The sequence below is a fragment of the Actinocrispum wychmicini genome (assembly GCF_004345645.1).
GTDB classification, from domain to species: Bacteria; Actinomycetota; Actinomycetes; order Mycobacteriales; family Pseudonocardiaceae; genus Kibdelosporangium; species Kibdelosporangium wychmicini.
In genome coordinates this window covers 132,986-154,454 of the sequence record NZ_SLWS01000021.1, presented here as the reverse complement: position 1 = coordinate 154,454, position 21,469 = coordinate 132,986, and the positions used below count along the sequence as shown (strand labels likewise).

The following is a 21,469-nucleotide window of genomic DNA, read 5'->3' as shown; positions in this document are numbered from 1 at the left end:
CGTTCGCATCCGGGGAAGGCGCATCCTTTGTCTCGTAGGTAGAGTCCGCGTCGGATGTGGGCTGGGGCGGCATAGGCGGGGACGGCCACATCCAACGGTTTCGAGTCGCCGTCGAGGACGGCGGGCAGGATGTGCGCATCGCAGGCGAGGCGGCGGGCTTCGCGGGCGGTCATCCGTGGGTCGCTGGACAGCAGCACGTCGTCCAGGGACTGTTGTAGTTGTTCGAAGGAGATGGTGACGGCGACTTCGGTGCGTGCGCCGTTGTGGGCGGGCACGTCCGGGCAGTTGGCTGCCATCCGCAGCACATCCGCGAACGCGTCCCCAGCCCGCTCGGCATACCCCCGGGTGTCGTTGCCTTCGGGGTGCGGCTTTTCGAACGGCTTGAGCAGGTTTTCGAACAGCTGGGCTGATTCGAGGTCGAGGTGACCCTTGAACTCCATGCTGCCGTCCCGCCGGATGTGCCGACGCAGCATCCGAGCTGGCCGGATCGGCTCTTCCTCCGGTGGTGGCGGCCCATCCGGGTCGACGATGTCGCGGACTCGGGCGCCGAATCGGAGTAGGGCTTTCGGGTCATCCTCGGCGGCGCGAGTGAGCATGACTTGCTCGGCTGTGGCGCGTTGCTCGGCGTCCAGGTGCGGCAAGTCAGCGAGGGTTGTGCGGATGGCGTCCACGTGTTCGGAGCCGACTTCGCCGCGCGCCAACGCTTCAGCGGTCTGGGGCAACGCTGAGTCGATCACCGATCCAGTGGGAGTGGTGGTGGCGTGCAGGTCGTGGGCTTGGGCGAGTTGGTGGCGGGCTTCGGCGCGACTGAGCCGAGCAGTGTGCATCAACAGCGCGGCTGTGTTGCTGTAGCCGAGTTTCGTGGCGACGCCACGGTTCTCCATTTCGGCCACCAGGCGGAGTTCCTCGGCGTATAGTTGACGTCGGCGTTGGACCACAGCTGTGTGGGCGTTGACCAGCTCGGTGTCGCTGGTTCGCCATAGTGGCGCTGTGGTGTCCATGCAACGATTCTATCGAATATTGAGGATGAATGTGTTGGAGTATAAGGCATTTCGCTATCGGCGAACAACGAAGTCATGTCGGAGAAGAGAGCCTGTCTACTGTGTACAGAATCTGAAAGAAAAGTGGGAGATCGCAACGCATATCTGAGTAGATGCGTGTCCGTGTAGCTAGCCTGGCGTGAAGATGTGCGTGCCCGCACAACAAACCTGGCCCGAGTGGTGTCTCCCTCCCGTGTGGCCTGGGTGGAGCCAATCGCATCTGCCAGGTGGGGTCCACACCCACGGAACCCAAGGGAGGTCCGCCTACGAGACCCGACAAGAAGCGGTAGCGATACGGACCGGAAGACCAAGCTGGACTCCACCTGGCAGATGCGATTCCCTTGGGCAGGCCACACGGGAGGGAGACACCACGACCAAACAACCCAACCACAGCAGCAAAATACGACAACAGACTCCCTCTTGGCGGCCTGCCCGAGCGGCGAGCGACCTGTCTTTCAGTCCCGATAAACAGAGACAACGCCACTGCCGGTCACCCGTCCATAGACGTCCCGCACAGCGGTGGCGATAGTATCCCCATCCCGAGCGGCCCTGACGATCATGCCTTGGTGGTCGAACAGCGGAGCGGTCAGCCGGTACTCGAAAAGCAGGTCCCCGCGAACGCCAAGTGCCCGAGCGGCCTCAGCCATGGCGAGCGCCTGAAGAGGCCCGTGGGTCAGCAGCCCGGGATAGCCTTCGATGTCACGCGCATAGTCCCGATCGTAGTGGATGCGGTGGGCGTTGTAGGTGAGCGCGGAGAAGCGGAACAGCAGGGTGGGCGTGATGTCGATGCTCCACTCGTCTTTGCCCGCTGGAACTTCTTGTGGGGTGTTTTCCGGTGGGCCGGAGTGGCGTTGCCGGTAGACGATGTCCTGCTGTTCATCGACCACGACTTGGCCGCGCTGCGTGATGAGATGGCCGACGACGACGAATGTCAATGGTCCGCTGCGGCCTTGCTTTTCCTGCACGCTAAGGACTTGGGTGCGTTTCGTCGCGGGTTCGCCGCAGCGCAGCGTTCCGTGGGTACGCACTCGGCCGCCTGCCCACATGCGGCGCATGCCTGGTGCGGGGGCGGCGCGCAGGGGGTGGCCGTCTGGGCCCAGGTCGGCCTGTGCTGGCCGGTCGAGTAGGTACACCCAGTGCCACAGGAGGGGTAGTCCCGCGTCGAGGTCTGGCACTGGCACGCCCAGCAGTGCGCCGAGGGCTTGGGCTGGTTCCGGTTGTAGGAGTTCCGTGGTCATGAGCCGACGCGGTTACGTCTGATCAGTTCACGGGCGATGACGTTGCGCTGGATCTCGTTGGTTCCTTCGCCGACGATCATCAGGGGTGCGTCCCGGAAGTACCGCTCGACGTCGAACTCGGTGGAGTAGCCGTATCCGCCGTGCACACGGACGGCGTTGAGTGCGATCTCCATGGCTGTTTCGGAGGCGAAAAGCTTTGCCATGCCGGCTTCCATGTCGGCGCGTGCTCCTGAGTCGTAGCGTCGGGCGGCGTAGTGGACGAGTTGGCGTGCGGCTTCGAGGGTGGTGGCCATGTCGGCGAGGTAGTTGCCGATCGACTGGTGTTGCCAGATGGGTCGCCCGAAGCTTTCGCGTTCCTGGGCGTAGCGCAGGGAGTCTTCGAGCGCCGCCCGGCCGACTCCGAGGGCGCGGCTGGCGACTTGGATCCGGCCGATTTCCAGGCCACGCATCATCTGGCCGAACCCGTGGCCTTCCTCGCCGCCGAGCAGGGCGGACGCGGGTGTCCGGCAGTCGTCGAAGGCGAGTTCACAGCTCTCGACGCCCTTGTAGCCGAGTTTCGGCAGGTCCCGCGACACGTGAAAGCCGCTCAGCCCGTTGTCCACCAACAGGACGCTGATGCCCCGGTGGGCGGGGGAGGCGGTTGGGTCGGTCTTGCACAGCAACGCGATCAGCGACGATCGGCGCGCGTTCGTGATCCAGGTCTTGGCGCCGTTGATGACGTACGAGTCGCCGTCGCGAGTCGCCGTTGTACGCATGGCTTGCAGGTCGGAGCCGCCGCCTGGCTCGGTCAACGCCATCGTGGCCCGAATCTCCCCAGTGGCCATTCCGGGCAGGTACCTGTCCTGCTGCTCGCGCGTGCCGAAGTCGACCAGGAGTTTGGCGACGACCGTGTGGCCACCCATCGCGCCGGCCAGGCTCATCCAGCCACGGGCCAACTCCTCGGTGACCGCCGAATAGCACTGGGCTGACACGCGCGTCTCGCCCCACGGCTCGGGGATCGCCAGGCCGAAGACACCCATCGCCTTCATCTGGCCGATCAGGTTCGCCGGATACGTGTCGGTGTGCTCAAGCTCCCGCGCGACCGGCCGGACCGCACGGTCCACGAACTCGCGCACCACCGAGACGATCGACGCCTCGTCGTCGGTGAGCCCGTCCATCACGTGTTCCATGCACGTGAATGTATGCGCTACGGCGCGGTCGCCACCGCCCGCACCACGGCCGCGACCACGTCCGGGTGTCCCATCGGCAGCCGGCCACCGATGTGGCCTGACTTGCTGGTCATCACGTACTGGACAGTGCCGGCCGGCGCGATGTCGTCCTGCGGCGGCACGTCGTCCGGTTTCCACGGCGGGTCGACCAGCACGACCGACCGGACCACGTCCGGGCGGCGCGCGGCCAGCGACAGGGTCAGCAGGGCGGCGTCGCCGCCGCCGACCAGATGGATCGGATCCCGGCCGATGGCGAGCTCGGTCGGCAGGTTGTCCCCGAGTTGCCCCATCCGCGTGGCGGCGGGCAGCCGCCACCAGACCACCCCGACGTCGTCGGTGAGCCCGCGCCACGTGGCAGGCAGTTCGTCGTGTTTGGCGTCACCCTGAGGGTCCAACACGACCACGGCCGGCCCGTGCGACGGGCCTTTGCGCACCACGGCTGGACCGTCGGCGCGTGCGTCGTCATTCGTCACAGGGTCTGGCTACCCCGACCACGCGTTCACTACACATCCCGTCCCGCCGAACCCGAACGGGAGGTTTTCGCGACTTCAGCCGGGGTATTCACCGGGTAGTCCAACAACGGAACAGGAGAATTCAATGGGCATCATTCTCGCGGTGCTTCTGTTAGCCCTGATCCTTGGTGGTTTCGGATTCGCGGTGCACGCCCTGTGGGTGGTCGCGGGCATCGTCCTGGTCGTGTGGCTGGTCGGGTTCCTCGCGCGTACCGCCACCGGCGGTGGGCGCTGGTATCGCTGGTGAAACAAACAAGGAGGACTTCCATGAGCATCGAACGCAAGGTGGACGCCGTCGTCGACAAGGTCAAGGGGAAAATCAAGGAAGCCCTTGGCCAGGCGACCGACGACAAACGCACGGAAGCCGAAGGAAAGGTCGACCAGGCCAAGGGCGGCATCAAGGAGAACGTGGAGAAGGCGAAGGACGCCCTCAAGGACGACCGCTCGGAATAGCGAGGTGAACGGCCAGGCGGCGGCTGGGGACATCCGCCGCCTGGCCGGGGAAGACCTGCGCGCGAGGGCGCACAGGTCATCTGGTCGGCAACAATCCTCGCATTCACCAGTCCGATGACAGCCGATACCGATGTGCCGCGCTCATCCTGTCTCCCGCCCAACGCCCCAGCGCCGGAGCAGCCACAGGGCGCCCGCCATCACGGCGGTCTGGGCGGACAGGCCGAACAGCCCCAGGAACAGGAACCCGACCGTGGTCACGACCAGCGTGCCCAGGGTGAGCCGGAACAGCCACCGCCAGGTCGCCGGCGGGCCGTGGGTCGCGAACATGGCCGCCAGCTGGGGGTCGTCCGCGGACATCGCTTGCTCGATCCGGTCGAGACGGCGCCGCTCACCCGGGCTCAGCATGGCCGGCCTCCTCTTTCTGACCCAGTGGCCCCCCGGATACCCGCCGGTCAGGCCGCCCAATCAGGGACCGGCCGCCGCCGTCACCGCGGGGTGTCGCCGTTGGGGCTTTTCGCGCCGAGCAGGAACTGGGCCCCACCCTGGTCGTCCACGGACGCGTCGAGCACCTTGTCGGCAAGGTACGAAGCGGCGTCCGGGGCGAGGAACACCCGCGCGCCGGTCTCGTCGAGCACCTGGTCGTCTTCGGCCGGGGTGGACGTCACTTCGATCACCAGGCGGTCCTCCGCGTCCGTGTCGGACGAGATCCGCAGCCCGGCGCCCGACGGCAGCCCAGGGGCGCTGATGATGCTGTTGACGACCGCGACCGCGGCCGGGGTGAGTGCGAGCATGCTGTTCCTTGTCTGGTGTCCGGGTCACGGGCCGCAGCCGCGTGCTGTCCCCCTTTGGCTACCCACCCGACACGCGGTTACACATCGTCGTGATCGGCCGGGGGACGGCCGCCCACTGGTTCCACAGTGGACTCCGGTTCGACCGGTTCGGGTGTTTCGACGACGACCTTCCGGCGGGCCGGCAGCACCGCGATCAGCAGGCCGACCACGGCGGTGCCGAAGTGCAGCCAGTTGTCGGCGACGTCGAGGGCGAAGGGGTTTCCCATGCCGGCCACCGGGTTCGTGGCGAACGCCCCGCTCACGGCGAGACCCCACAGGCAGAACGCGCCGAACGCGATCACCAGCAGCCACCCGAACATCCGCGCGGTCGCCGGCCGGAACGCGCACAGCAGGCCGATCCCGCCGACCGCCACGTGCACGAGGTTGTGCCACGGGTTGACCATGAAACCCGCCAGCGAGTGCAGGTTGTCGGGGGACCAGTCGCTGACGCCGGTGCGGACGAAGCCGAGGACACCCGCGACCAGGTAGCCGGCCCCGACCACGAAGGCGATCACCTGGACCGGCTGGAACGCGGCCCTGACCTGCGTGGCGTGCACTGTCGACGCGTGCGCCATGGGGCACCTCCGTACCTCCGACTACCGGAAAGCTCGTCAGTGGAGTGCCCGCGTACGGCGGGTGGCAAACCACCGCGGTGTCAGCCGCCGATCACGTGCAGTGACGCCCACAGCGCCACCACGGCGAAGAGCAGGCTGGCCGGGGCGGTCAACAACCCCAACCGGGTGAATTCGCCGAGATCGACGTCGTGGTCGTGCTGGTGCACGATCCGCCGCCACAGCAGGGTGGCCAGCGAACCGGCGTACGTGAGGTTGGGGCCGATGTTCACGCCGAGCAGCACCGCCAGCACCGCGCCGGGCCCGACCGGGACGACCAGGGGCGCCAGCACCAGCACGGCGGGCAGGTTGTTGATCACGTTCGCCAACCCGGCCGCCAGCGCGGCGATCAGAAGCAGCGCGGCGAGACCGGTGCCGTCCGGGATCATCTGGCCGAGCCAGCCGCCGAGGCCGTTGTCGACCACGGCGCGGACCACGATCCCCAACGCGAGCACGAAAGCCAGGAACGGCACTGCCGCGGACCGCACGATCGCGACCAGAGTCGTGCGGCCCTGGGCCAGCGCCCGCACCGCCATGACAAGCGCGCCGGCCGCCGCCGCCCACGCCGGGTCGATCCCGGCGGCGGAGGAGAGCACGAACCCCGCGAGTGTCGCTCCGACCGTGGCCAACGCGAACACGGGAACCTCACGCGGTTCGTCCGTCCGCGGCACCGGGACCACGGTGTTCAGGTCGGCGACGAAGAACCGGCGGAACACGGCGTACTCGGTGCCGATCGCCACCAACCACGGCGCCGCCATGAGCGCGGCGAACCGGGTGAAACTCAAGCCGCTGGCGGCGAACGCCAGCAGGTTGGTGAGATTGGAGACGGGCAACAGCACGGACGCGGTGTTCGACAGGTGTGTGCACGCGTACACCGACGGCTTCGGACGGACGCCTGCCCGGGTTGCGGTGGCGAACATCACCGGCGTCAACAACACCACTGTGGCGTCCAGGCTGAGCACCGCCGTGATCACCGACGCGATCACGAACACGCCTACCAGCAAGCGTTTCGGACGTCCGGCCGCCGCGCGTGCGAGCCATGTGCCACAAGCATGGAACAGGCCTTCGTCGGCGCACAGCCGGGCCAGCACCAGGATCGCCGCCAGGAAGCCGATTACCGGCGCCAGCCGGCTGGCTTCGTCGGCGGTGTGCGGTAGCGAGATCATGCCGGCGGCGACCGCGATCACCGCCGCGGGCACCGCGACCACCGCCTCCGGCAACCCCCACGGCCGGATCACGGCACTCGCGAGCACGATCAGGAGCAGTGCGACCGCGACGATCTCCGCCAGCCACGCGTCCAGGACACTGCTCCTTCCTCCTGCGGAATTCCTTGACCCTACTGGAGTATTCCCACTGCTCCGGCCGAGTTCCCGGCACGTGGCATGGCTAACACGCAGTCGGGACGCGGCGATCCTGGGGGACGCCGACGTGAAAGGGATCGAACAATGCTGACTTTTGAGGTTGTCCCCCCCACCACCGACCTGCTCGCCCGATGGCAGGCGCAGGGCCTGGAAGCCCTCGCCAACATGACCGAGTCGGCCGCGACTCCCATCCGCAGACTCCTTTCGGTGGGCGAATTGCAAACCATGACGGCGACACTGCAGGACGTACGCGAGTACGTCGATTCGGTGCGGACGGCAGTGGAAGGACTTCGCCCCCCGGGCACGGTGAGCACGATCCTCACCGAGATAAGGCAGGGCCTGGAGACCATGATCGCGACCGGCGCCACGACTCCACCGGAGGACGACGATCCCGCGAAGGAACTGTGGGACGTGGGGATGAGCGCGGTCTACATGGGGCGCATGCGGCTCGTGGAGCTAGCGCTCCTCGCGGCTCCCAAGTACGCCACGATCGTCAGGGCGCGGAAGATCATCGAGCAGATGCAGACCGGGCTCCAAACCGGCACGCTGCTCGTCCTCAGGCAGGACGGCGTCGCCATCGGAGCCGCGCTCTGGGGCGATGGAGGCGACGACGTGGATCTCCGGGACCTCGTCGCGTCACCCGCCTACATCGCCTCCGGCGGCAAAGGTGTGGCGCGGCCGTTGATCGCGCGTATCGGCGCCGAGGCGTTGAGCCGTGGCGGCGTGGTGAGTCTGGTCCCGCTCGACGAGGGCGTACGGGCGGCATACAAGAAGTTCGGCTTCCGGACCGCCGGGCCGGCCATGATTCTCGACGGCACCAAGCTGAAGGAGTTCGTCGCCGAGTACAACCCGCTCACGCCCGTCTGACCGTCTACTTACGACTGTCTGTTACGGACGTCCAGCCTTCCGTCAGCAGGGCGAAGATCGCGTCGACGTCCCGTTCCGGATCAGGCCGCCCGTGGAGGACATCGCCGGCGTCGAGCGCGAACCGCGCCAGCGCGGCGCAGGTGATGTCGTCCGCGGGGGCCCCGATGTCCTCGGCGATGGCACGCGCGAGAGCGGTCTCGTGACGCATCCACATGCGGCGGCCGTACTCGCGCAATGCCGGCGTTTCCTCGACCATGCGGAGGAAGCCGGCGGTCACCGGACTCTCGGCGTGGTCGACCACTCGTTGCCGGACGTAGTCTCGCAGAGCTGCGGGGATGGACTGGCCGGGGGAGCGGTCGCAGACCGCCGCGACCAATCCGGACTCGATGTCCTCGTCCAGGTCGAAGACCAGGGCTTCCTTGGACGGGAAGTGTTTGAACAGTGTCGTCACGGCCACGTCGGCGGCGTCGGCGACCTCTTTGACGCCGACGTTGTCGTAGCCGCGGTCGAGGAACAGCCGCAGCGCGGCGTCGGCCAGAGCCTGCCGGGTCTGGGCCTTCTTGCGTTCCCGGCGGCCGATCGGTTCGCTCACCCGCCCATCGTACCGTCAACGCGTATCGAACACAAAAAGCTAGTGATTGCACTTTTGTAGCGAGTGTGATGTTCTGGGGTCATGGACAACACCACACGGATCGCTGTCGTCGGCGCGGGACTTGGCGGCCTCGCCTGCGCCCGCGGCCTCCAACTGCACGGCAAGCCAGTCACCGTGTTCGAACGAGAGCTGTCGCGGGACGTCCGCTGGCAGGGCGGCACCCTGGATCTACACGCCGACACAGGCCAAGCCGCCATGCGCGCCGCGGGCCTGTACGACCGGTTTCACGCCCTGGCCCGACCCGAAGGCCAGGAACAGCGCGCGCTGGACCCGATCACGGCCGAGATAGTCCGGCACGACCAGCCCACCGAAACCGACGACTACGCGCCCGAGATCGACCGCGGCCAGCTACGGGACGTGTTCCTCGACTCCCTCACCGAAGGCACGGTCCAGTGGGGCCGTGCCGTCACCGGGGTCACCTCGCTCGGCGACGGCACTTCCAGCCTCGCCTTCGCGGACGGCACGACGCTGGACTTCGACCTGGTCATCGGGGCGGACGGCGCCTGGTCCCGGATCCGCCCGGCGGTGTCCGACGCGGTGCCCGCGTACTCCGGCATAACCTTCGTCGAGACGTACCTCGACGACGTCGACAGCCGCCACCCCATTCTCGCGCGTCTGGTCGGCAACGGGACGATGATGACGCTTTCGCGTGCGAAGGGCCTGTCCGCCCAGCGCAACAGCGGCGGCCACATCCGTGTCTACGCCCATCTGGACGTTCCACTCGACTGGCACGTCGACACCGTGGATCTGGACGACGACGCGGCCGTGCGCGACTACCTGCTGGGCGTTTTCGACGGCTGGCACGAAGACCTGCTCGGTCTGCTGCGTGAGAACGACGGCGAGTTCGTCAATCGTCCCCTGTACGACCTGCCGATCGGGCACAGCTGGGCGCACGCGCCGGGGATCACCCTGCTCGGCGACGCCGCCCACCTCATGCCCCCGTTCGGCGTCGGAGCCAACCTCGCCATGCTTGACGGCACCGACCTCGCGGACGCGTTGGCCACACACACCAACGTCGATGACGCCGTCCGCGCCTACGAAAGCGTCATGCTGCCGCGGTCCGCCGCGGCCGCCCAAGCTTGCGCGGACCTGATGGAAAGCATGAACGATGAAGCGCCTGTCGATGTGGACGCGATCCGCAGGCACCTCAACGACCGGATCCTGAACCCGCAGGCATGAGTCACGACCGGTGGTTCGGGATCGCGTGCAGGCCGTCGGTGCCGCAGACGGGAGCCGTCGGTGTGCCGGGCGGTGCGGTGGCCACCAGTGGTCCGTTGGTCGCCTGCCACCACCGGCGGTAGTCCGGGCGGGTGCTGACCTCGATGTGGTAGCTGCGGACCAATCGCTTGTGCAGCATGGGAATCAGGTGATGGGTCGGCGCGTCCGGCCGCCAGGCGAGGGTGACGGTCCGATAGTGTGGGCTCCCGGCGACCGGCCGGATCACCACTCCCTCGGGCGGTACGCACAACGGGTGCATCACCGCCACCGACTCGGTGCTGAGCAGCAACGGGATGGTGGTCTCACAGTCGCCGGCGTGGTGCCTGATCCGCGGTGTGAAGCCAGCGGCCGTGCAGGCGCGGCGGAACGCGGTCAGCCGGCCGGTTCCGTCGTCAGAGCAGGAGATGATCCACGACTCACCGGCCAACGCGGACAGCGGGATCTCGGGCAGGCCGGCGAGCGGGTGCCCGGCCGGCAGCCCGACGAACGCCGGCTCCACCGCGACCACCGGCCACTGGCACAGGGTGTCCGGAAACGGTGTCCCGTTGGCGAACCGGTACAGCAGCGCGATGTCCAGTTCGCCCGCGTGCAGTAGGGCGAACGCGGCGTCCAGGGACTCCAGTTCGCGGGTGGACGTCTCGACCCGCGGCATCACGTCGCTGACCGCGCCGATGATGCCCGCCGTGTCCACGTTCCGCATGGCCCCGACACCGACCGGCGCCGGCTGCCGGGCCAACGCCGCGGTCTCGGCGATCAGCCGGTCGAAGTCGCCGAGCAGGTCACCGCCCGCGCCGATCAGGTAGCGGCCGAGCGCGGTGGGCCGTACCCCGGTGCGGGTCCGGTCGAACACCCGCCCGCCGACCGCCTGCTCGATCCGTTGCAGCTGGGCCGCGAGGGCGGGCTGGGCGATCCGCATCGCACTGGCCGCCTTTCGGATACTGCCGGCGCGGGCGATCTCCGCGATCACCTTCAGGTGGCGCAACTCCAGCCGCAAGCCAGTCACAATGCGTACGGTACGTCGATGCGGATCGAGTTGCGCCACCTCAAGATGGTGCTCGTGGTGGCCGAACTGGGCAGCGTCCGGCACGCCGCGCCGGCGTTGGGAATGTCCCAGGCGGCACTGACCGCGCAACTGCGGCGGATCGAGCACACCCTGGGCGGCGGCCTGTTCAGCCGGCACGGCGACCGGGTCACCTTGACCGATGCGGGCCGTCATCTGATGCACGGCGCGCAGGACCTGGTGGACCGCTTCGACGTCCTGCGGCAGCGGTCGGCCGAGCTGGCCAGGCCGGACACGGCCGGCATCGTGCGGATCGCCGCGGTCCGCGCGACGCTCCTGCCCGAGCTGGCCGACGTCGTGCGCGACCAGCTGCCGGCCCGGCGGATCGTGTTGCGGGAAGCCAGTAGCGACACCGTGATCGGCATGCTCGTCGAAGGCAGTGCGGACATGGCGGTCACCGCCTGGTACGGCGACAGTCCGATGTCACCGCCGGACCGTGTCCGGTGCGCGGTGATCGTGCGGGCCGAGCCGGAGTTCGTGGCGATGCCCGTGACCCACCCGCTCGCCGCACGCGCCGAACTCGACCTCGCGGACCTGGCCAACCAGGAATGGCTGCCCACCGCGCCCAACGACCACAGTGGACAGTTCGAGAGCTTCCGGCGGAACTGTCTCGCGGCCGGCTTCGAACCGGTGTCCCGACATGACCTGACGGAGTGGCGGACGATCGCCGACCTGATCCGCGCCGGGCACGGGATCGGCCTGGTCAGCCCGTTGCGGCCGGCACCGGACGGCCTGGTGTACCGGCCGTTGGCGGGCAGTCCGCAGCACCGCGACCTGATGCTGTGCTGGTCCGTCGACTCGCCCATGGTGGCGCACGCCGAAAGTGTGCGGTCCGGTCTGGTGGACCGATACAGAACGCTGGCGGCGACAGCGAAGCTATCCCCGAACGGGATCTAACGCCACCGCCGTCCGCCGGTCACACTCGGGCGAACCACCCTGCACCGGAAGGATTTCCATGAGAACACGACGATTGGCGGGTGCCCTCGCGGCGGTCGGCACGTGTATGGCGGCGATGTTAGTGGGGACGCCTGGATACGCGATCATCGGCGGAGGTACGGCACAGGGCGACTATCCGTGGGCCGCTGTAGTCCTGTACTCCGACGGCGCGCAGTCCTGTTCCGGATCGCTGATCGCCCCGCAGTGGGTCGTGACCGCCAAACACTGTATTTCCGCCAACGTCGCCGCGAGGATCCGCGTCGGGTCGAAGGACTACACCACGGGCGGCACCCTCGTCGGCATCAGCAGGCGGGTCGGCAGTCCCACCGGCGACGTCGGTTTGCTGAAGCTCGCCACCGCCGTGAGCTACGCGCCCGTCCGGATCGCCGACACCTCGCCCGCGACCGGCACCGCGATCAAGCTGATGGGCTGGGGCGTCGTCAGTGAGAATGGCGACTCGCCCCGGCTGCTCAAGGAACTCAACACCAAGGTGATCAACGACTCCGGCTGCGTCTCCGACGACATCCTTGGCTCGAAGGAACTCTGCGTCAAGGTGACCACCAGGTCCACCGCGTGTTACGGCGACTCCGGCGGTCCCGCTTTGGTCGGCAGCACTCTGGTCGGTGCCGACAGCCGCGGCGGCGACGCGTGCGGCGACAGCGGCGGCGAGATCTACGGCGACCTCACCACGCAACGAACCTGGATCAGGGACACCGCGGGAGTCTGAGCAAGCAAACGTACGCGCCGCAGTGCCACTGCGGCGCGTACTTATGTCCTCAGTGGACTGACAAGCGGGCGGCGAGGGCGTCCAGTTCGACGCTCAGGTCGGCACTGGCGATCGTCGCGTCACGGGGGATCCGGGAAATCAGCGCGGTGCCGAGCCCGGACATCCAGATGGTGTGGTCGAGCACCGCGTCCAGATCGTCCGGCCAGGGGAAGGCCGGCTGGGCGATGATCAGCGAGGCGCAGCCGTGCACGGCGGACAGCAGGCCCAGGGCGAGTTCGTCCGGGTCGCCGCGGAGCACGCCGGCCTCGACGCACAGGGCCGTGGCTTCCGCGATGGACGCGACGCAGGCCGCCGCGGCCGACTGGACGGCCTCGGAAGTCGAGGGGCGCATCATCAGGATGCGGTACTGCGCCGGGTGTTCGAGGGCGAACCGCATGTAGGCGCGTCCGCTGGAGGCGAGCGCGGCGAACGGGTCGTCGACCTCGGCCGACGCTTCGCGGGTGCGATTGCCCAGTTCGTCCCACACTCGCAGGCAGACCGCTTCCAGCAGGGCCTCCTTGTCCGCGAAGTGCAGGTAGACCGAGGGTGTGGTGACCCCGGCCCGTTGGGCGACCGCGCGGATGGTCAGCGCCTCCTCCTTGCCGTCCTCTTCCAGCAGTTCCTCGGCGACGCGGAGGATCTCCTCGCGGAGCTGGCTGCCTTCGCCGGGACGGGCCCGGACGCGTCTCGTGCTCATGACACCAGCTTGACACTGTCAACTTGACATCGTCAAGCTGACGACGTTAACTTACCGTCGTCAAGTTGATGAAGTTCCGCGAAAGGCGTCCCTCATGCTGCAGTTCAGCGACACGTCCCGGATCCTCGCCGGGGTCGTGCTCATCACCGTCGTCACCATCGCGTTCGGCGGCACGTTCCTGCTCCAGGTCGTGCGCGGCAAGGTACCCATGACGGACTTCCAGAAGACCTTCGCCAGAGCCGGGCACGCCCACGCGGGCGTGCTCGTCACGCTCGGGCTGGTGTGCCTGGTGCTGGCCGACGGCGCCGGCCTGACCGGTCTCGGCGGTTGGGTCGCCCGCGCCGGCGTGCCGTTCGCGGCGATCTTCATGTCGGCCGGGTTCTTCCTGTCGTCCCTCGGCCGCGGCGTCACGAAGCCGAACCGGCTCATCGCGTTGCTGTGGCTCGGCGCCGCCGGCCTGGTCGCGGGCGTCCTGACACTGGGCATCGGCCTGCTGACCGCGTAACGTGCTACTCCGTGAGCGACCAGCCGAGCACCACGGGGACCTGGTGAGGGGTGGCCGGGAGTCTGATGTGGACGTACGGCCGGGTGATGTCGGCCCGGCCTCAACCCGCCGGTGCCGTCCTACGTCGACTGTGCCTGCTGGAGCGTGGGATAGAGCGACAGCACCTGCTCAAGCCCGGTGACCTCGATGATCCGGCGGACGATCGCGGTGCCGTGCACCACCCGCAGCGTTCGCCCGGTCTGCTGGGTCTCGTGATTGGCCTGGACCAGCACCCGCAGCCCGACCGACCCCAGGAACGTGACCTCGCCCAGGTTCAGGATGACCACCGGGGCACCGCTGTCCATCCCGGCGCGCACCGCCTTGTCGAACTCGGCGTGCGTGGCGAGATCGATCTCGCCGCCCACGTGGACCACCGTCGACCGGTCGCCCGGTTCGACCGTCCACCGAACGGTGGGGTTTCCACTTGTCGTCACCGGTTGTCCGCTCTACGTTCCCACCCGTGTGGTCACGGTTGGTCGTGGCTTGTTGACCACCTGTCGCCGATGGCCGTGGGCCATCCTATCCTGCAGGCGTGGCCGCCGGCCGTCGTGCAGCGCCGGGTTTGGGCGCGCCCGATCGCGGGTACCTCCGCCACACGGGACAGTGATGGACGGCGGGTCGGCCAAGTGCTGAAGGAAAACCCTCTGAGTGTGGACCGTGCCGGGCCGGCACGGTCGTTCAGCCATGAGGTCGGCCTCTACGCGGGAGCGTCCGGATTTCTGGCACTCACCGGCGGGTTCGTCCGGGACGGGCTGGCCGCCGGGGAAGCCGTCCTGGTCGCGACCAGCGCCGAGAAGATCGAGCTGCTGCGGGACACCCTCGGCGCGGCCGCGGACCAGGCCCGGTTCCAGGACATGGCCGAACTGGGCCGCAACCCGGGCCGGATCATCCCGGCCTGGCAGGACTTCGTCACCGAGCACAGCACGGCCGGCCGCGCGGTGCGGGGGATCGGCGAGCCGGTCTGGGCCGGTCGGAGCGCCGCGGAACTGGTTGAGTGCCAACGCCACGAAGCGTTGCTCAACGTCGCCTTCGCCGGCCGTGCGCCGGGTTGGCGGCTGTTGTGTCCGTACGACACAACGGCGCTCGCCGACGACGTGATCGACCAGGCTCTGCTCAGCCACCCGGCGGTGCTGGACGCCGCCGGCCCGGCCACCAGTTCCTGGTACCGGGCCGACGACCAGGCGCACGCGCATCTGGACCGGCCGCTGAGCGTGCCACCCGAGACCACGCTGACCATGCGGTTCGGTCCCGAGATCCTGCATCTGGTGCGCGAAGTCGTGGGCGGTTACGCGGAGGACTGCGGACTGGCGGCCGGCCGGGTGGCCGATCTGGTGCTGGTGGTCAGCGAACTGGCGAGCAACAGCGTGTGCCATGGCGGCGGCAGTGGTGAGCTCCAGCTCTGGTCGTCACCGGCGGAGGTGGTGTGTCAGGTCGAGGACCGGGGCGCGATCACCGATCCGTTGGCCGGCCGGGTCAGACCGTCCGCCACCCAGGAGGGCGGGCGTGGGCTGTGGCTGGTGCACCAGTTGTCGGACTTCGTGGAACTGAGTTCCGGCGCGGCCGGCACCCGGGTGCGGACGCACTTCCTGGTGGGCTGACCGGGGTCAGGCCGGGTCGAGATCGGCAACGGCTAGTCCGTGTGGCGGTTTGCGACGCGGGCGTGCCCGCACCTAGGGTATCGCTGTCCGCGTTGTCCGAAGTCGGGCCGGCGGGCCCGGGTTAACCAGGTAGCCCGGTGTGTGGACGAGGTCCGCAAGGGAAGTTGTTCATGACGTCAAGGCGTTACGGGAGAGGGTCTTCGCCGGAGATCACGGTCGACCGCTCCGGACCGGTGGTGGTGGCCCGGGTGACCGGGGAGATAGATCTCGCCACGAAGGACGAGTTCCAGCGGGGGATCGACGGGGTGCTGGCCGGCGGCCCGGACGCGGTGGTGATCGACCTGTCCGACGTCGGGTTCATGGGATCGCTGGGCCTGGCCGTCCTCGTCCAGGCGAACCACCAAGCCCAGGACCGCGGCATGGGGTTCTATCTGGTGACGTCCTCGAACACCGCGATCGCCCGGCTGTTGGAGATCACCGGACTGACCAACAGTTTCCAGGTGGCCGCGTCGGTCCAGCAAGCCCTGCGTGACGCCGTCGACGTGGCTGAGGACTGACCACATTGGACCTACGGGTCATCGGGCCGCCACAGGCTCCTTCTTCGGTGTGGGCACGAGCAGGAAGGCAAGTACGGCGCCGATGATCCCGGCCGCCGCCGCGGCGATGAGGACTCGGTTGAGGCCGTCGACCATGGCACCGCCGGTGAACAGCGCACCGAACAACGCCACACCGAGTGTCTGCCCCAGTTGCCGGAAGGTGGTCATCGCCCCGGCGGCCATCCCGCCGCGTTCCGGGGGGAGTGCCGCGAACACCGCGGCGCCCAGCGTGGGGCCGGCCAGCCCCAGGCCGACGCCGGTGACGGCCAGGCCCACGGCGGACGAGCCCGCGTCCAGCCCGGCCTGCAACACACAGCCGATCCCGCTGGTCAGCAGGCCGGCACTCAGCACCACGCGGGGTGGCTTGCCGTGCAGCACACGTCCGCTGATCAGCGAGCCGGCGAACGCCGCGATTGCCAACGGCATCAACGCGAGCCCGGCGCGCACCGGGCCGAGACCCAGCCCGGACTGCAGCCAGATCGAGGTGTAGACGAGGGCGGCGAACGCGGCTGTGGAAGCGAGTACGCACATCATGACGGCGGCGAAGCTCGCTCGGGTGAACAGCCGTACGTCCAGCAGGGGAGCGGGCCGGCGCAACTCGATCCGGACGAACACGACCAGCGCGGCGCCGGCGACCGCGAGCACGCCGAGCACCTGCGGCCAGCTGTGGTCGCCGGCCAGTGTGAGCGCGTAGGTCAGTGCGCCCACGCAGATCGCGAACGCGACCATGCCTGGCACGTCCGGGCGGGCTTCGGCCTGGCGCCGGCCTCGGGCGAGCACTTTCGCTGACAGCGTGACTGTGGCCAGCACGAGCGGGAGGTTGACGAAGAACACCGCCCGCCAGCCCAGGTCCTGGGTGAGCACGCCGCCCAACATGGGGCCGACCGCGGCGCCCAAGCCGGTCACCGCGCCGAACACGCCCATCGCGCGGCCCATGTCCGGTCCTCGATAGGTGGCGCCGAGCAACGCGAACCCTGCCACCGCGATCGCCGCGCCACCGATGCCTTGCGTGGCTCGCGCGGCGATCAGCACACCGGCGGACGGCGCCAAGCCACAGCCCAGCGAGGCCACGCCGAACACAGCCAACCCGGCCAGGTACACGGCCCGCGGGCCATGACGGTCGGCGAGCGACCCCATGGTGAGCATGAGTACGGCCAACGCCAGTGTGTACGCGTTGGCCACCCACTGCAGCGTGGACAGTGGCGCGGACAGTTCGACCCCGATGGTGGGCAGCGCCACCGACAGGACAGTCGTGTCGAGCAGGAACAGGAACGAGCCGAGGCACACGGCCACCAACGGCCACCACTTACGCATGAGGAGTCCTTTCGGTTGCCCCACACGCTCCGGCCTGTCCACTTACCGCCGCCAGCCAAACGAGTCTTCGTCATGGATACTGTCACGGTGGCTCATGCAGAGACGGAAACCGTCATCCTGGACGATGTGGATCGCGGGTTGGTGCACGCCCTGCGGATCGACGGCCGGGCTCCGTTTCGGCACGTCGGCGAGGTAATCGGCGTCTCGGAGAACACCGTGGCCCGGCGCTACCGTCGGCTGCGCACGGCCGGGGTGCTGCGCGTGGTGGGAGCGCTCAACGGCGGCCGCCTCGGGTACAGCGCGTGGACGATCCGGGTGCGGTGCGCCCCGGACGCGGCCCTGCCCATCGCGAAATCCCTTGCCGCACGCGCCGACACCTCGTACGTCCACTTGTTGTCGGGGGGCACCGAAATCTCTTGTGGCGCACAGATTCCCACTCGCGACGAGAGCGACGCGCTGCTCCTGCGCGCGTTGCCGCGGACGGCTCGCGTCACGTCGGTGACCGCGCACCTGCTCTTGGGGAGTTACGTCCTGCCCAACGACTGGACCGGCGCGGCGGTGCTGTCCGCCGAGCAGGTCGCGGCGCTGAGCCCGCCGCCGGTGGCGGAAACCGACGACATCGAACTCAGCGCCGCCGACCGGCCGCTGCTGACGTTGCTGTCCCAGGACGGCCGCGCCAGCCACGCACAGCTGGCCGCCGCCACCGGCTGGTCCGAGGCGACCGTGCGGCGGCGGCTCTTCCTGTTGCGTCAGGCTGGCGTGCTGGCGTTCTTTGTGGACATTCCGCCGGCCGCGTTGGGTTTCCACACCGAGGCGAGGCTGTGGATGTCCGTGCGGCCGTCCGGCCTCACCGCTGTCGCCGCGGCGATCGCCGAACACCCTGAGGTGTCACTGGTTTCGCTGACCACCGGGCCCAGCAACCTGCTCGCGGCGGTGAACTGTCGCGACGCGGGGCACCTTTCCCGGTACCTGACCGAGCGGGTCGGCATGCTGGACGCGATCCGCGCCATCGAGACCGCCCCGGTGATCCGTACTCTGAAACGTGCCGGCGCGCTGCTGCCGGCTATCCCGGCCTGAGCTGACGCGACCGGAAGAGGTCACGTTTCCGTTTGGCGACGCGTTTGGCGAACTCGTCATCGGTCACCACCTCGCCGTCGAATCCTTCGACGACGAGCTTCCACACGTCCGCCGCGGCCATCACGATCTCGGCGGCGAGCCATTCCGAGTCGCCGCGCGAGGACAGCTGGAGAGACACCTTGTGCCGGGGTGCGGCCCCGAGGACTTCTTCGTAGGCGCCGACATTCCGGGACTGTTGCCCGGGTTCGAGCGGTGGTGTGACGGTGATCCACACGGTGGCGTCGTCCCTGGTGAGCACCGCGTCCCAGGAATGCGCCTCGGCGACGCCGCCGAGGGACACCACGAGTTGCTTGAACCGTTCCGAGTCCCAGTCTTGGCCGAACACCAGGAAGGCAACAGGTTTCACCGTGGCCTCCCCTCAGCACCTCTCGCCCGTGCGCCGCAGGAAATTGCGGAGCTTGCCGGCGTCCGTGAACACGCGCACGCCGTACGTCTGCTCGAACCTCTTGATCGTCTCGATGTTCTCCGATCCGCTGAGGTTCGGCACGTAGTAGACGACCCGCCTGCCCGCCGGGTTCGCGGCCGGGTCGTTGATGTACTTGTCGGCCTGGGATCCCTTCGCGTCGAACAGATCCTGCTTGCCATTGTAGACCTCGACGATGGTCCGCTCGGTCCCCGCGTCGATCTCGCCGGGCGACGTGCCGCCGGAACTCGGCAACGGGTCGTTGAACTGGATGATGCATTTCCGCAGTGCCCGCGCGATCGCCGCCTCGGCGTTCTTGTCAGGGTCGGTGGACTCGGCCGCCTCGCGGATCTTCCGGTCGACGTCGCTCGACGACTGGCGGGTGATGTCCCGGGCGGTGACGGGTTTGCCTTCGACCCGCTCCACCTCGGTGACGGTCGTCTTGCCGCCGTCGGCGGTGACCTTGCCGCCGCGGGCGAGGACGGTCTCCAAAGCCTTCTGTGGCGCCGTCGGCTCCGCACCGCGTGGCACGACCTGCAGCACCTTGTAGGTGCCGTCCGGCTTCTGCACCCGGCCCTGGAACTTGTAGTTCAGTTTGAGCGCGGCGGCTTCCCGGGCGGTCAGCTTGGCCACCGCGTCCGGATCCACCTGCACGTCGACCGGCCGCTTGTCGACCTTGGCGCCACGGTCCTTGGCGTACTGGTCGAGAGTGTCGACTTCCTTCTTCCTGGACGGGCGGTCGCCGCCGGTCTCCCGAGAGTTGGTGCGTGGGCCGGACTGGCGGGCGGCGTCACCACCCGACGCCCGTTTCGCCGCGGGCGGGCGCACCTGGGCCCGCTTCTGGGCCACAGCCGCCATCCGCTGGCGGATCTGCTGTGCGGTGGCCTGCAGCCGCTCGACCGCCGCCTTCCCCGCCTCGGCCTGGGACTTCAGCTGGTTCGCCTCGTTGCGCAGCTGGGCCGCTTCGGCCTCACCCGCCTGCGCCTCCGCGTTGAGCTGGTCCCGTTCCGCGTTGAGCTGAGCTGCCTCCGCGTCGTACGCGTTGGCTTCGGCGGCCTGCCTGGGCAGCTGGAACACGTGCGGCCGGGCATTGTGCGCGTCCATTTTGGCCTTGAGCGAGGCCACCCGGCCCTCGTGCGCCTGCTTGCGCGCGCTGAGGGACTGGGACCGCTGTTCCAGCGACTGCTGTTGGGACTGCAGCGTCCGCGCCTGCTGAGCGAGGTCGACCAGCTGCTGGTTCAGTTGGGCGATCTGGTCGAGCAGGTCGGCGGGGAGGCTGGGGTCCGCGTCCAGGGGTTCGAGCCCGTCCGCCGGGTCGTCATCGTCCCCGTCGTGAGTGGCTGCATAGATCGGCGGCAAGGCCAACGCGGGCTGTACCGCCGCGGTCAGCGCGAGTATCGCCACCAGGAGGAGGCACAGCAGCCGCCGCAGCGTCGTCCTGACCACGGATCAGCCCCCCACCCTGCCGGCAACCTGGTCGGCGATCTTCGCGGCGGACGCCTGCCCGTCGCCTGCCTGACAGACCGCCACCTGCAGAACCGTGTTGCCCTTCAGGCGTGCCTCGCGATAGCAGGCCCACCCCTCACCGGCATCCTGGGTCGCGGTCCACGACAACGCGTCCGACGTCTCGGTACCCACCTTGTAGTTCCACTTCGTGCTGTCCTCGTCGTCGCTGCGCATCGCCCACTTGCACTTCCCGACGCCTTCCGCCAACGTGCGGAACACCGCTCCGGCTTTCTCCCGGTCCGGATAAACGCCGAGCACCTGGGTCACCGCGTGATCGGCGACGTCATCCATGTCCTGCGCGGTCACCGACCAGAACACCGTCCACCCCGCCGCGTACACCGACTGCGTCGCCGGACCCGCGGCCACCTCACAGGTGGTCGGGTCCACGATCAGCGCCGGCGGCGGCTCACTGATCCCGGTCTCGGCGGTCAACGTGGTCCCCACCACCTTGCTGACCTCCTCCTGCGAGAGCACGTTCGCCTGAACCGTGCCCGGCACCGGCTTGGGCCGCCCCGACTCCGGCCAGACCAACCACCCAACCCCGACCGCCACCACGACCCCGACCGCAGCCGCACCCAGCCACAACCGCCGCTTCCGTCGCCGTCGGGCCGCCGCCGGATCCGGTGGCGTGGGCCATCCCGGCGGTGTCCGCGGGGTCGGCGTGGCCATCGACGGCGGCGGCCAACCCCCGGGCGGACTCATCGGTGCCGACTGAAAGGGGCCGGTCTGAGGGGGCATCGGCTGGCCCGGACCTGGCTGGATGGGCAGAGGTTGACTCAGGCCTGGCTGCCCGGGGCCTGGCTGGATGGGTAGGGGCTGGCTCAGGCTTGGCTGGATGGGTAGCGGTTGACTCAGGCTTGGCTGAGTGGGCGCCGGCTGACTGGGGCCTGGGTACGTGGGCACCTGGTGACCGGGGCCTTGC

The 21,469-nt window shown here is 68.8% G+C and carries 26 protein-coding genes; 10 read left to right on the top strand and 16 right to left on the bottom strand.

The annotated features are described in order from the left end of the window. From EV192_RS52015 to EV192_RS52000, 4 genes are all read right to left on the bottom strand, one after another. Window positions 1–1,001: DUF222 domain-containing protein (locus tag EV192_RS52015; protein WP_132126249.1), on the bottom strand; the 1,001-nt coding region annotated here is incomplete at its 3' end. A gap of 494 nt (window positions 1,002–1,495) precedes the next feature. Continuing rightward, entirely contained in the window at window positions 1,496–2,278 is a 783-nt protein-coding gene (locus EV192_RS52010; protein ID WP_132126248.1) for an HTD2 family dehydratase, read from the bottom strand. After that, window positions 2,275–3,435: an acyl-CoA dehydrogenase family protein gene (locus EV192_RS52005; RefSeq protein ID WP_132126256.1), complete on the bottom strand. Its 1,161-nt coding sequence runs from the start codon at window positions 3,433–3,435 to the stop codon at window positions 2,275–2,277. The genes EV192_RS52010 and EV192_RS52005 overlap by 4 nt, the downstream gene beginning before the upstream one ends. A 29-nt stretch (window positions 3,436–3,464) precedes the next feature. Continuing rightward, window positions 3,465–3,959, bottom strand: a complete 495-nt coding sequence (locus EV192_RS52000; RefSeq protein ID WP_132126247.1) for a hypothetical protein — start codon at window positions 3,957–3,959, stop codon at window positions 3,465–3,467. 124 nt (window positions 3,960–4,083) lie between these two features. On the opposite strand from EV192_RS52000, the gene EV192_RS51995 reads away from it, so the two are divergent. Together EV192_RS51995 and EV192_RS51990 are read left to right on the top strand one after the other, a co-directional pair. Then, on the top strand, window positions 4,084–4,245 hold the full coding sequence (locus tag EV192_RS51995) for a hydrophobic protein (RefSeq protein ID WP_132126246.1): 162 nt from the start codon (window positions 4,084–4,086) through the stop codon (window positions 4,243–4,245). Window positions 4,246–4,265: 20 nt separating this feature from the next. Continuing rightward, window positions 4,266–4,451 (top strand): CsbD family protein, encoded by a 186-nt coding sequence (locus EV192_RS51990; protein ID WP_132126245.1) that lies wholly within the window; start codon window positions 4,266–4,268, stop codon window positions 4,449–4,451. Window positions 4,452–4,592: 141 nt separating this feature from the next. Here EV192_RS51990 and EV192_RS51985 read toward each other — a convergent pair whose 3' ends face one another. The 4 genes from EV192_RS51985 to EV192_RS51970 all read right to left on the bottom strand — a co-directional run bounded on the left by EV192_RS51985 (window position 4,593) and on the right by EV192_RS51970 (window position 7,172). Next, window positions 4,593–4,856: a DUF3040 domain-containing protein gene (locus EV192_RS51985; RefSeq protein ID WP_132126244.1), complete on the bottom strand. Its 264-nt coding sequence runs from the start codon at window positions 4,854–4,856 to the stop codon at window positions 4,593–4,595. A gap of 80 nt (window positions 4,857–4,936) precedes the next feature. Continuing rightward, on the bottom strand, window positions 4,937–5,242 hold the full coding sequence (locus EV192_RS51980; protein WP_132126243.1) for a Fe-S cluster assembly protein HesB: 306 nt from the start codon (window positions 5,240–5,242) through the stop codon (window positions 4,937–4,939). A 77-nt stretch (window positions 5,243–5,319) separates the two neighbouring features. Further along, window positions 5,320–5,856, bottom strand: a complete 537-nt coding sequence (locus EV192_RS51975; protein ID WP_132126242.1) for a DUF4383 domain-containing protein — start codon at window positions 5,854–5,856, stop codon at window positions 5,320–5,322. Window positions 5,857–5,936: 80 nt separating this feature from the next. Beyond that, complete coding sequence (locus EV192_RS51970; protein ID WP_207926974.1) at window positions 5,937–7,172, bottom strand: SLC13 family permease; 1,236 nt, start codon at window positions 7,170–7,172, stop codon at window positions 5,937–5,939. 165 nt (window positions 7,173–7,337) lie between these two features. Here EV192_RS51970 and EV192_RS51965 point away from each other — a divergent pair, with 165 nt between their 5' ends. Next, window positions 7,338–8,120 carry a GNAT family N-acetyltransferase gene (locus tag EV192_RS51965; RefSeq protein ID WP_165961039.1) on the top strand — a complete coding sequence of 261 codons (783 nt, stop codon included), beginning with the start codon at window positions 7,338–7,340 and terminating at the stop codon, window positions 8,118–8,120. A gap of 4 nt (window positions 8,121–8,124) precedes the next feature. On the opposite strand, the gene EV192_RS51960 is transcribed toward EV192_RS51965, so the two are convergent. Then, window positions 8,125–8,712, bottom strand: a complete 588-nt coding sequence (locus EV192_RS51960; protein ID WP_132126240.1) for a TetR/AcrR family transcriptional regulator — start codon at window positions 8,710–8,712, stop codon at window positions 8,125–8,127. Window positions 8,713–8,793: 81 nt separating this feature from the next. Here EV192_RS51960 and EV192_RS51955 point away from each other — a divergent pair, with 81 nt between their 5' ends. Beyond that, window positions 8,794–9,951, top strand: a complete 1,158-nt coding sequence (locus tag EV192_RS51955; RefSeq protein ID WP_132126239.1) for an FAD-dependent oxidoreductase — start codon at window positions 8,794–8,796, stop codon at window positions 9,949–9,951. A gap of 1 nt (window position 9,952) precedes the next feature. On the opposite strand, the gene EV192_RS51950 is transcribed toward EV192_RS51955, so the two are convergent. Beyond that, on the bottom strand, window positions 9,953–10,993 hold the full coding sequence (locus EV192_RS51950; RefSeq protein ID WP_165961050.1) for a LysR family transcriptional regulator: 1,041 nt from the start codon (window positions 10,991–10,993) through the stop codon (window positions 9,953–9,955). Between the two features lie 18 nt (window positions 10,994–11,011). On the opposite strand from EV192_RS51950, the gene EV192_RS51945 reads away from it, so the two are divergent. Then, window positions 11,012–11,947: a LysR family transcriptional regulator gene (locus tag EV192_RS51945; RefSeq protein ID WP_132126237.1), complete on the top strand. Its 936-nt coding sequence runs from the start codon at window positions 11,012–11,014 to the stop codon at window positions 11,945–11,947. Between the two features lie 58 nt (window positions 11,948–12,005). Beyond that, window positions 12,006–12,713, top strand: coding sequence for a S1 family peptidase (locus EV192_RS51940; protein WP_132126236.1), 708 nt, complete (start codon window positions 12,006–12,008; stop codon window positions 12,711–12,713). Window positions 12,714–12,762: 49 nt separating this feature from the next. Here EV192_RS51940 and EV192_RS51935 read toward each other — a convergent pair whose 3' ends face one another. Next, window positions 12,763–13,449: a TetR/AcrR family transcriptional regulator gene (locus tag EV192_RS51935; RefSeq protein ID WP_132126235.1), complete on the bottom strand. Its 687-nt coding sequence runs from the start codon at window positions 13,447–13,449 to the stop codon at window positions 12,763–12,765. 94 nt (window positions 13,450–13,543) lie between these two features. On the opposite strand from EV192_RS51935, the gene EV192_RS51930 reads away from it, so the two are divergent. Next, window positions 13,544–13,954, top strand: a complete 411-nt coding sequence (locus EV192_RS51930) for a hypothetical protein (protein ID WP_132126234.1) — start codon at window positions 13,544–13,546, stop codon at window positions 13,952–13,954. 119 nt (window positions 13,955–14,073) lie between these two features. Here the strand turns inward: EV192_RS51930 and EV192_RS51925 are convergent, their stop codons facing one another. After that, the gene (locus tag EV192_RS51925) at window positions 14,074–14,427 is read right to left on the bottom strand and encodes an STAS domain-containing protein (RefSeq protein WP_132126233.1); all 354 of its coding nucleotides are present in this window, start codon (window positions 14,425–14,427) and stop codon (window positions 14,074–14,076) included. Between the two features lie 216 nt (window positions 14,428–14,643). On the opposite strand from EV192_RS51925, the gene EV192_RS51920 reads away from it, so the two are divergent. Both EV192_RS51920 and EV192_RS51915 read left to right on the top strand, forming a co-directional pair. Next, window positions 14,644–15,591 (top strand): sensor histidine kinase, encoded by a 948-nt coding sequence (locus EV192_RS51920; RefSeq protein WP_243727626.1) that lies wholly within the window; start codon window positions 14,644–14,646, stop codon window positions 15,589–15,591. 170 nt (window positions 15,592–15,761) lie between these two features. After that, window positions 15,762–16,148, top strand: a complete 387-nt coding sequence (locus tag EV192_RS51915) for an STAS domain-containing protein (protein WP_132126231.1) — start codon at window positions 15,762–15,764, stop codon at window positions 16,146–16,148. A gap of 18 nt (window positions 16,149–16,166) precedes the next feature. Here the strand turns inward: EV192_RS51915 and EV192_RS51910 are convergent, their stop codons facing one another. Next, window positions 16,167–17,501, bottom strand: a complete 1,335-nt coding sequence (locus EV192_RS51910) for an MFS transporter (RefSeq protein WP_132126230.1) — start codon at window positions 17,499–17,501, stop codon at window positions 16,167–16,169. Window positions 17,502–17,588: 87 nt separating this feature from the next. On the opposite strand from EV192_RS51910, the gene EV192_RS51905 reads away from it, so the two are divergent. Further along, window positions 17,589–18,578: an Lrp/AsnC family transcriptional regulator gene (locus EV192_RS51905; RefSeq protein ID WP_243727625.1), complete on the top strand. Its 990-nt coding sequence runs from the start codon at window positions 17,589–17,591 to the stop codon at window positions 18,576–18,578. On the opposite strand, the gene EV192_RS51900 is transcribed toward EV192_RS51905, so the two are convergent. The 3 genes from EV192_RS51900 to EV192_RS51890 are packed head-to-tail and all read right to left on the bottom strand — an operon-like array spanning window position 18,565 to window position 21,249. Then, window positions 18,565–18,984, bottom strand: a complete 420-nt coding sequence (locus EV192_RS51900) for a hypothetical protein (RefSeq protein WP_132126228.1) — start codon at window positions 18,982–18,984, stop codon at window positions 18,565–18,567. The genes EV192_RS51905 and EV192_RS51900 overlap by 14 nt on opposite strands. Window positions 18,985–18,996: 12 nt before the next feature. Next, a complete protein-coding gene (locus tag EV192_RS51895) occupies window positions 18,997–20,487 on the bottom strand; it encodes a hypothetical protein (RefSeq protein WP_132126227.1) in 1,491 nt (496 codons plus the stop codon). Window positions 20,488–20,490: 3 nt separating this feature from the next. Beyond that, on the bottom strand, window positions 20,491–21,249 hold the full coding sequence (locus tag EV192_RS51890) for a sensor domain-containing protein (RefSeq protein ID WP_165961049.1): 759 nt from the start codon (window positions 21,247–21,249) through the stop codon (window positions 20,491–20,493). Window positions 21,250–21,469 lie beyond the last annotated feature (220 nt).

Coding starts and splice junctions, on each gene's coding strand:
- EV192_RS52010 (WP_132126248.1), bottom strand. CDS start 2,278: ATGACCACGGAACTCCTACAACCGGAACCAGCCCAAGCCCTCGGCGCA.
- EV192_RS52005 (WP_132126256.1), bottom strand. CDS start 3,435: ATGGACGGGCTCACCGACGACGAGGCGTCGATCGTCTCGGTGGTGCGC.
- EV192_RS51995 (WP_132126246.1), top strand. CDS start 4,084: ATGGGCATCATTCTCGCGGTGCTTCTGTTAGCCCTGATCCTTGGTGGT.
- EV192_RS51990 (WP_132126245.1), top strand. CDS start 4,266: ATGAGCATCGAACGCAAGGTGGACGCCGTCGTCGACAAGGTCAAGGGG.
- EV192_RS51985 (WP_132126244.1), bottom strand. CDS start 4,856: ATGCTGAGCCCGGGTGAGCGGCGCCGTCTCGACCGGATCGAGCAAGCG.
- EV192_RS51980 (WP_132126243.1), bottom strand. CDS start 5,242: ATGCTCGCACTCACCCCGGCCGCGGTCGCGGTCGTCAACAGCATCATC.
- EV192_RS51975 (WP_132126242.1), bottom strand. CDS start 5,856: ATGGCGCACGCGTCGACAGTGCACGCCACGCAGGTCAGGGCCGCGTTC.
- EV192_RS51965 (WP_165961039.1), top strand. CDS start 7,338: ATGCTGACTTTTGAGGTTGTCCCCCCCACCACCGACCTGCTCGCCCGA.
- EV192_RS51955 (WP_132126239.1), top strand. CDS start 8,794: ATGGACAACACCACACGGATCGCTGTCGTCGGCGCGGGACTTGGCGGC.
- EV192_RS51945 (WP_132126237.1), top strand. CDS start 11,012: ATGCGGATCGAGTTGCGCCACCTCAAGATGGTGCTCGTGGTGGCCGAA.
- EV192_RS51940 (WP_132126236.1), top strand. CDS start 12,006: ATGAGAACACGACGATTGGCGGGTGCCCTCGCGGCGGTCGGCACGTGT.
- EV192_RS51935 (WP_132126235.1), bottom strand. CDS start 13,449: ATGAGCACGAGACGCGTCCGGGCCCGTCCCGGCGAAGGCAGCCAGCTC.
- EV192_RS51930 (WP_132126234.1), top strand. CDS start 13,544: ATGCTGCAGTTCAGCGACACGTCCCGGATCCTCGCCGGGGTCGTGCTC.
- EV192_RS51915 (WP_132126231.1), top strand. CDS start 15,762: ATGACGTCAAGGCGTTACGGGAGAGGGTCTTCGCCGGAGATCACGGTC.
- EV192_RS51910 (WP_132126230.1), bottom strand. CDS start 17,501: ATGCGTAAGTGGTGGCCGTTGGTGGCCGTGTGCCTCGGCTCGTTCCTG.
- EV192_RS51890 (WP_165961049.1), bottom strand. CDS start 21,249: ATGAGTCCGCCCGGGGGTTGGCCGCCGCCGTCGATGGCCACGCCGACC.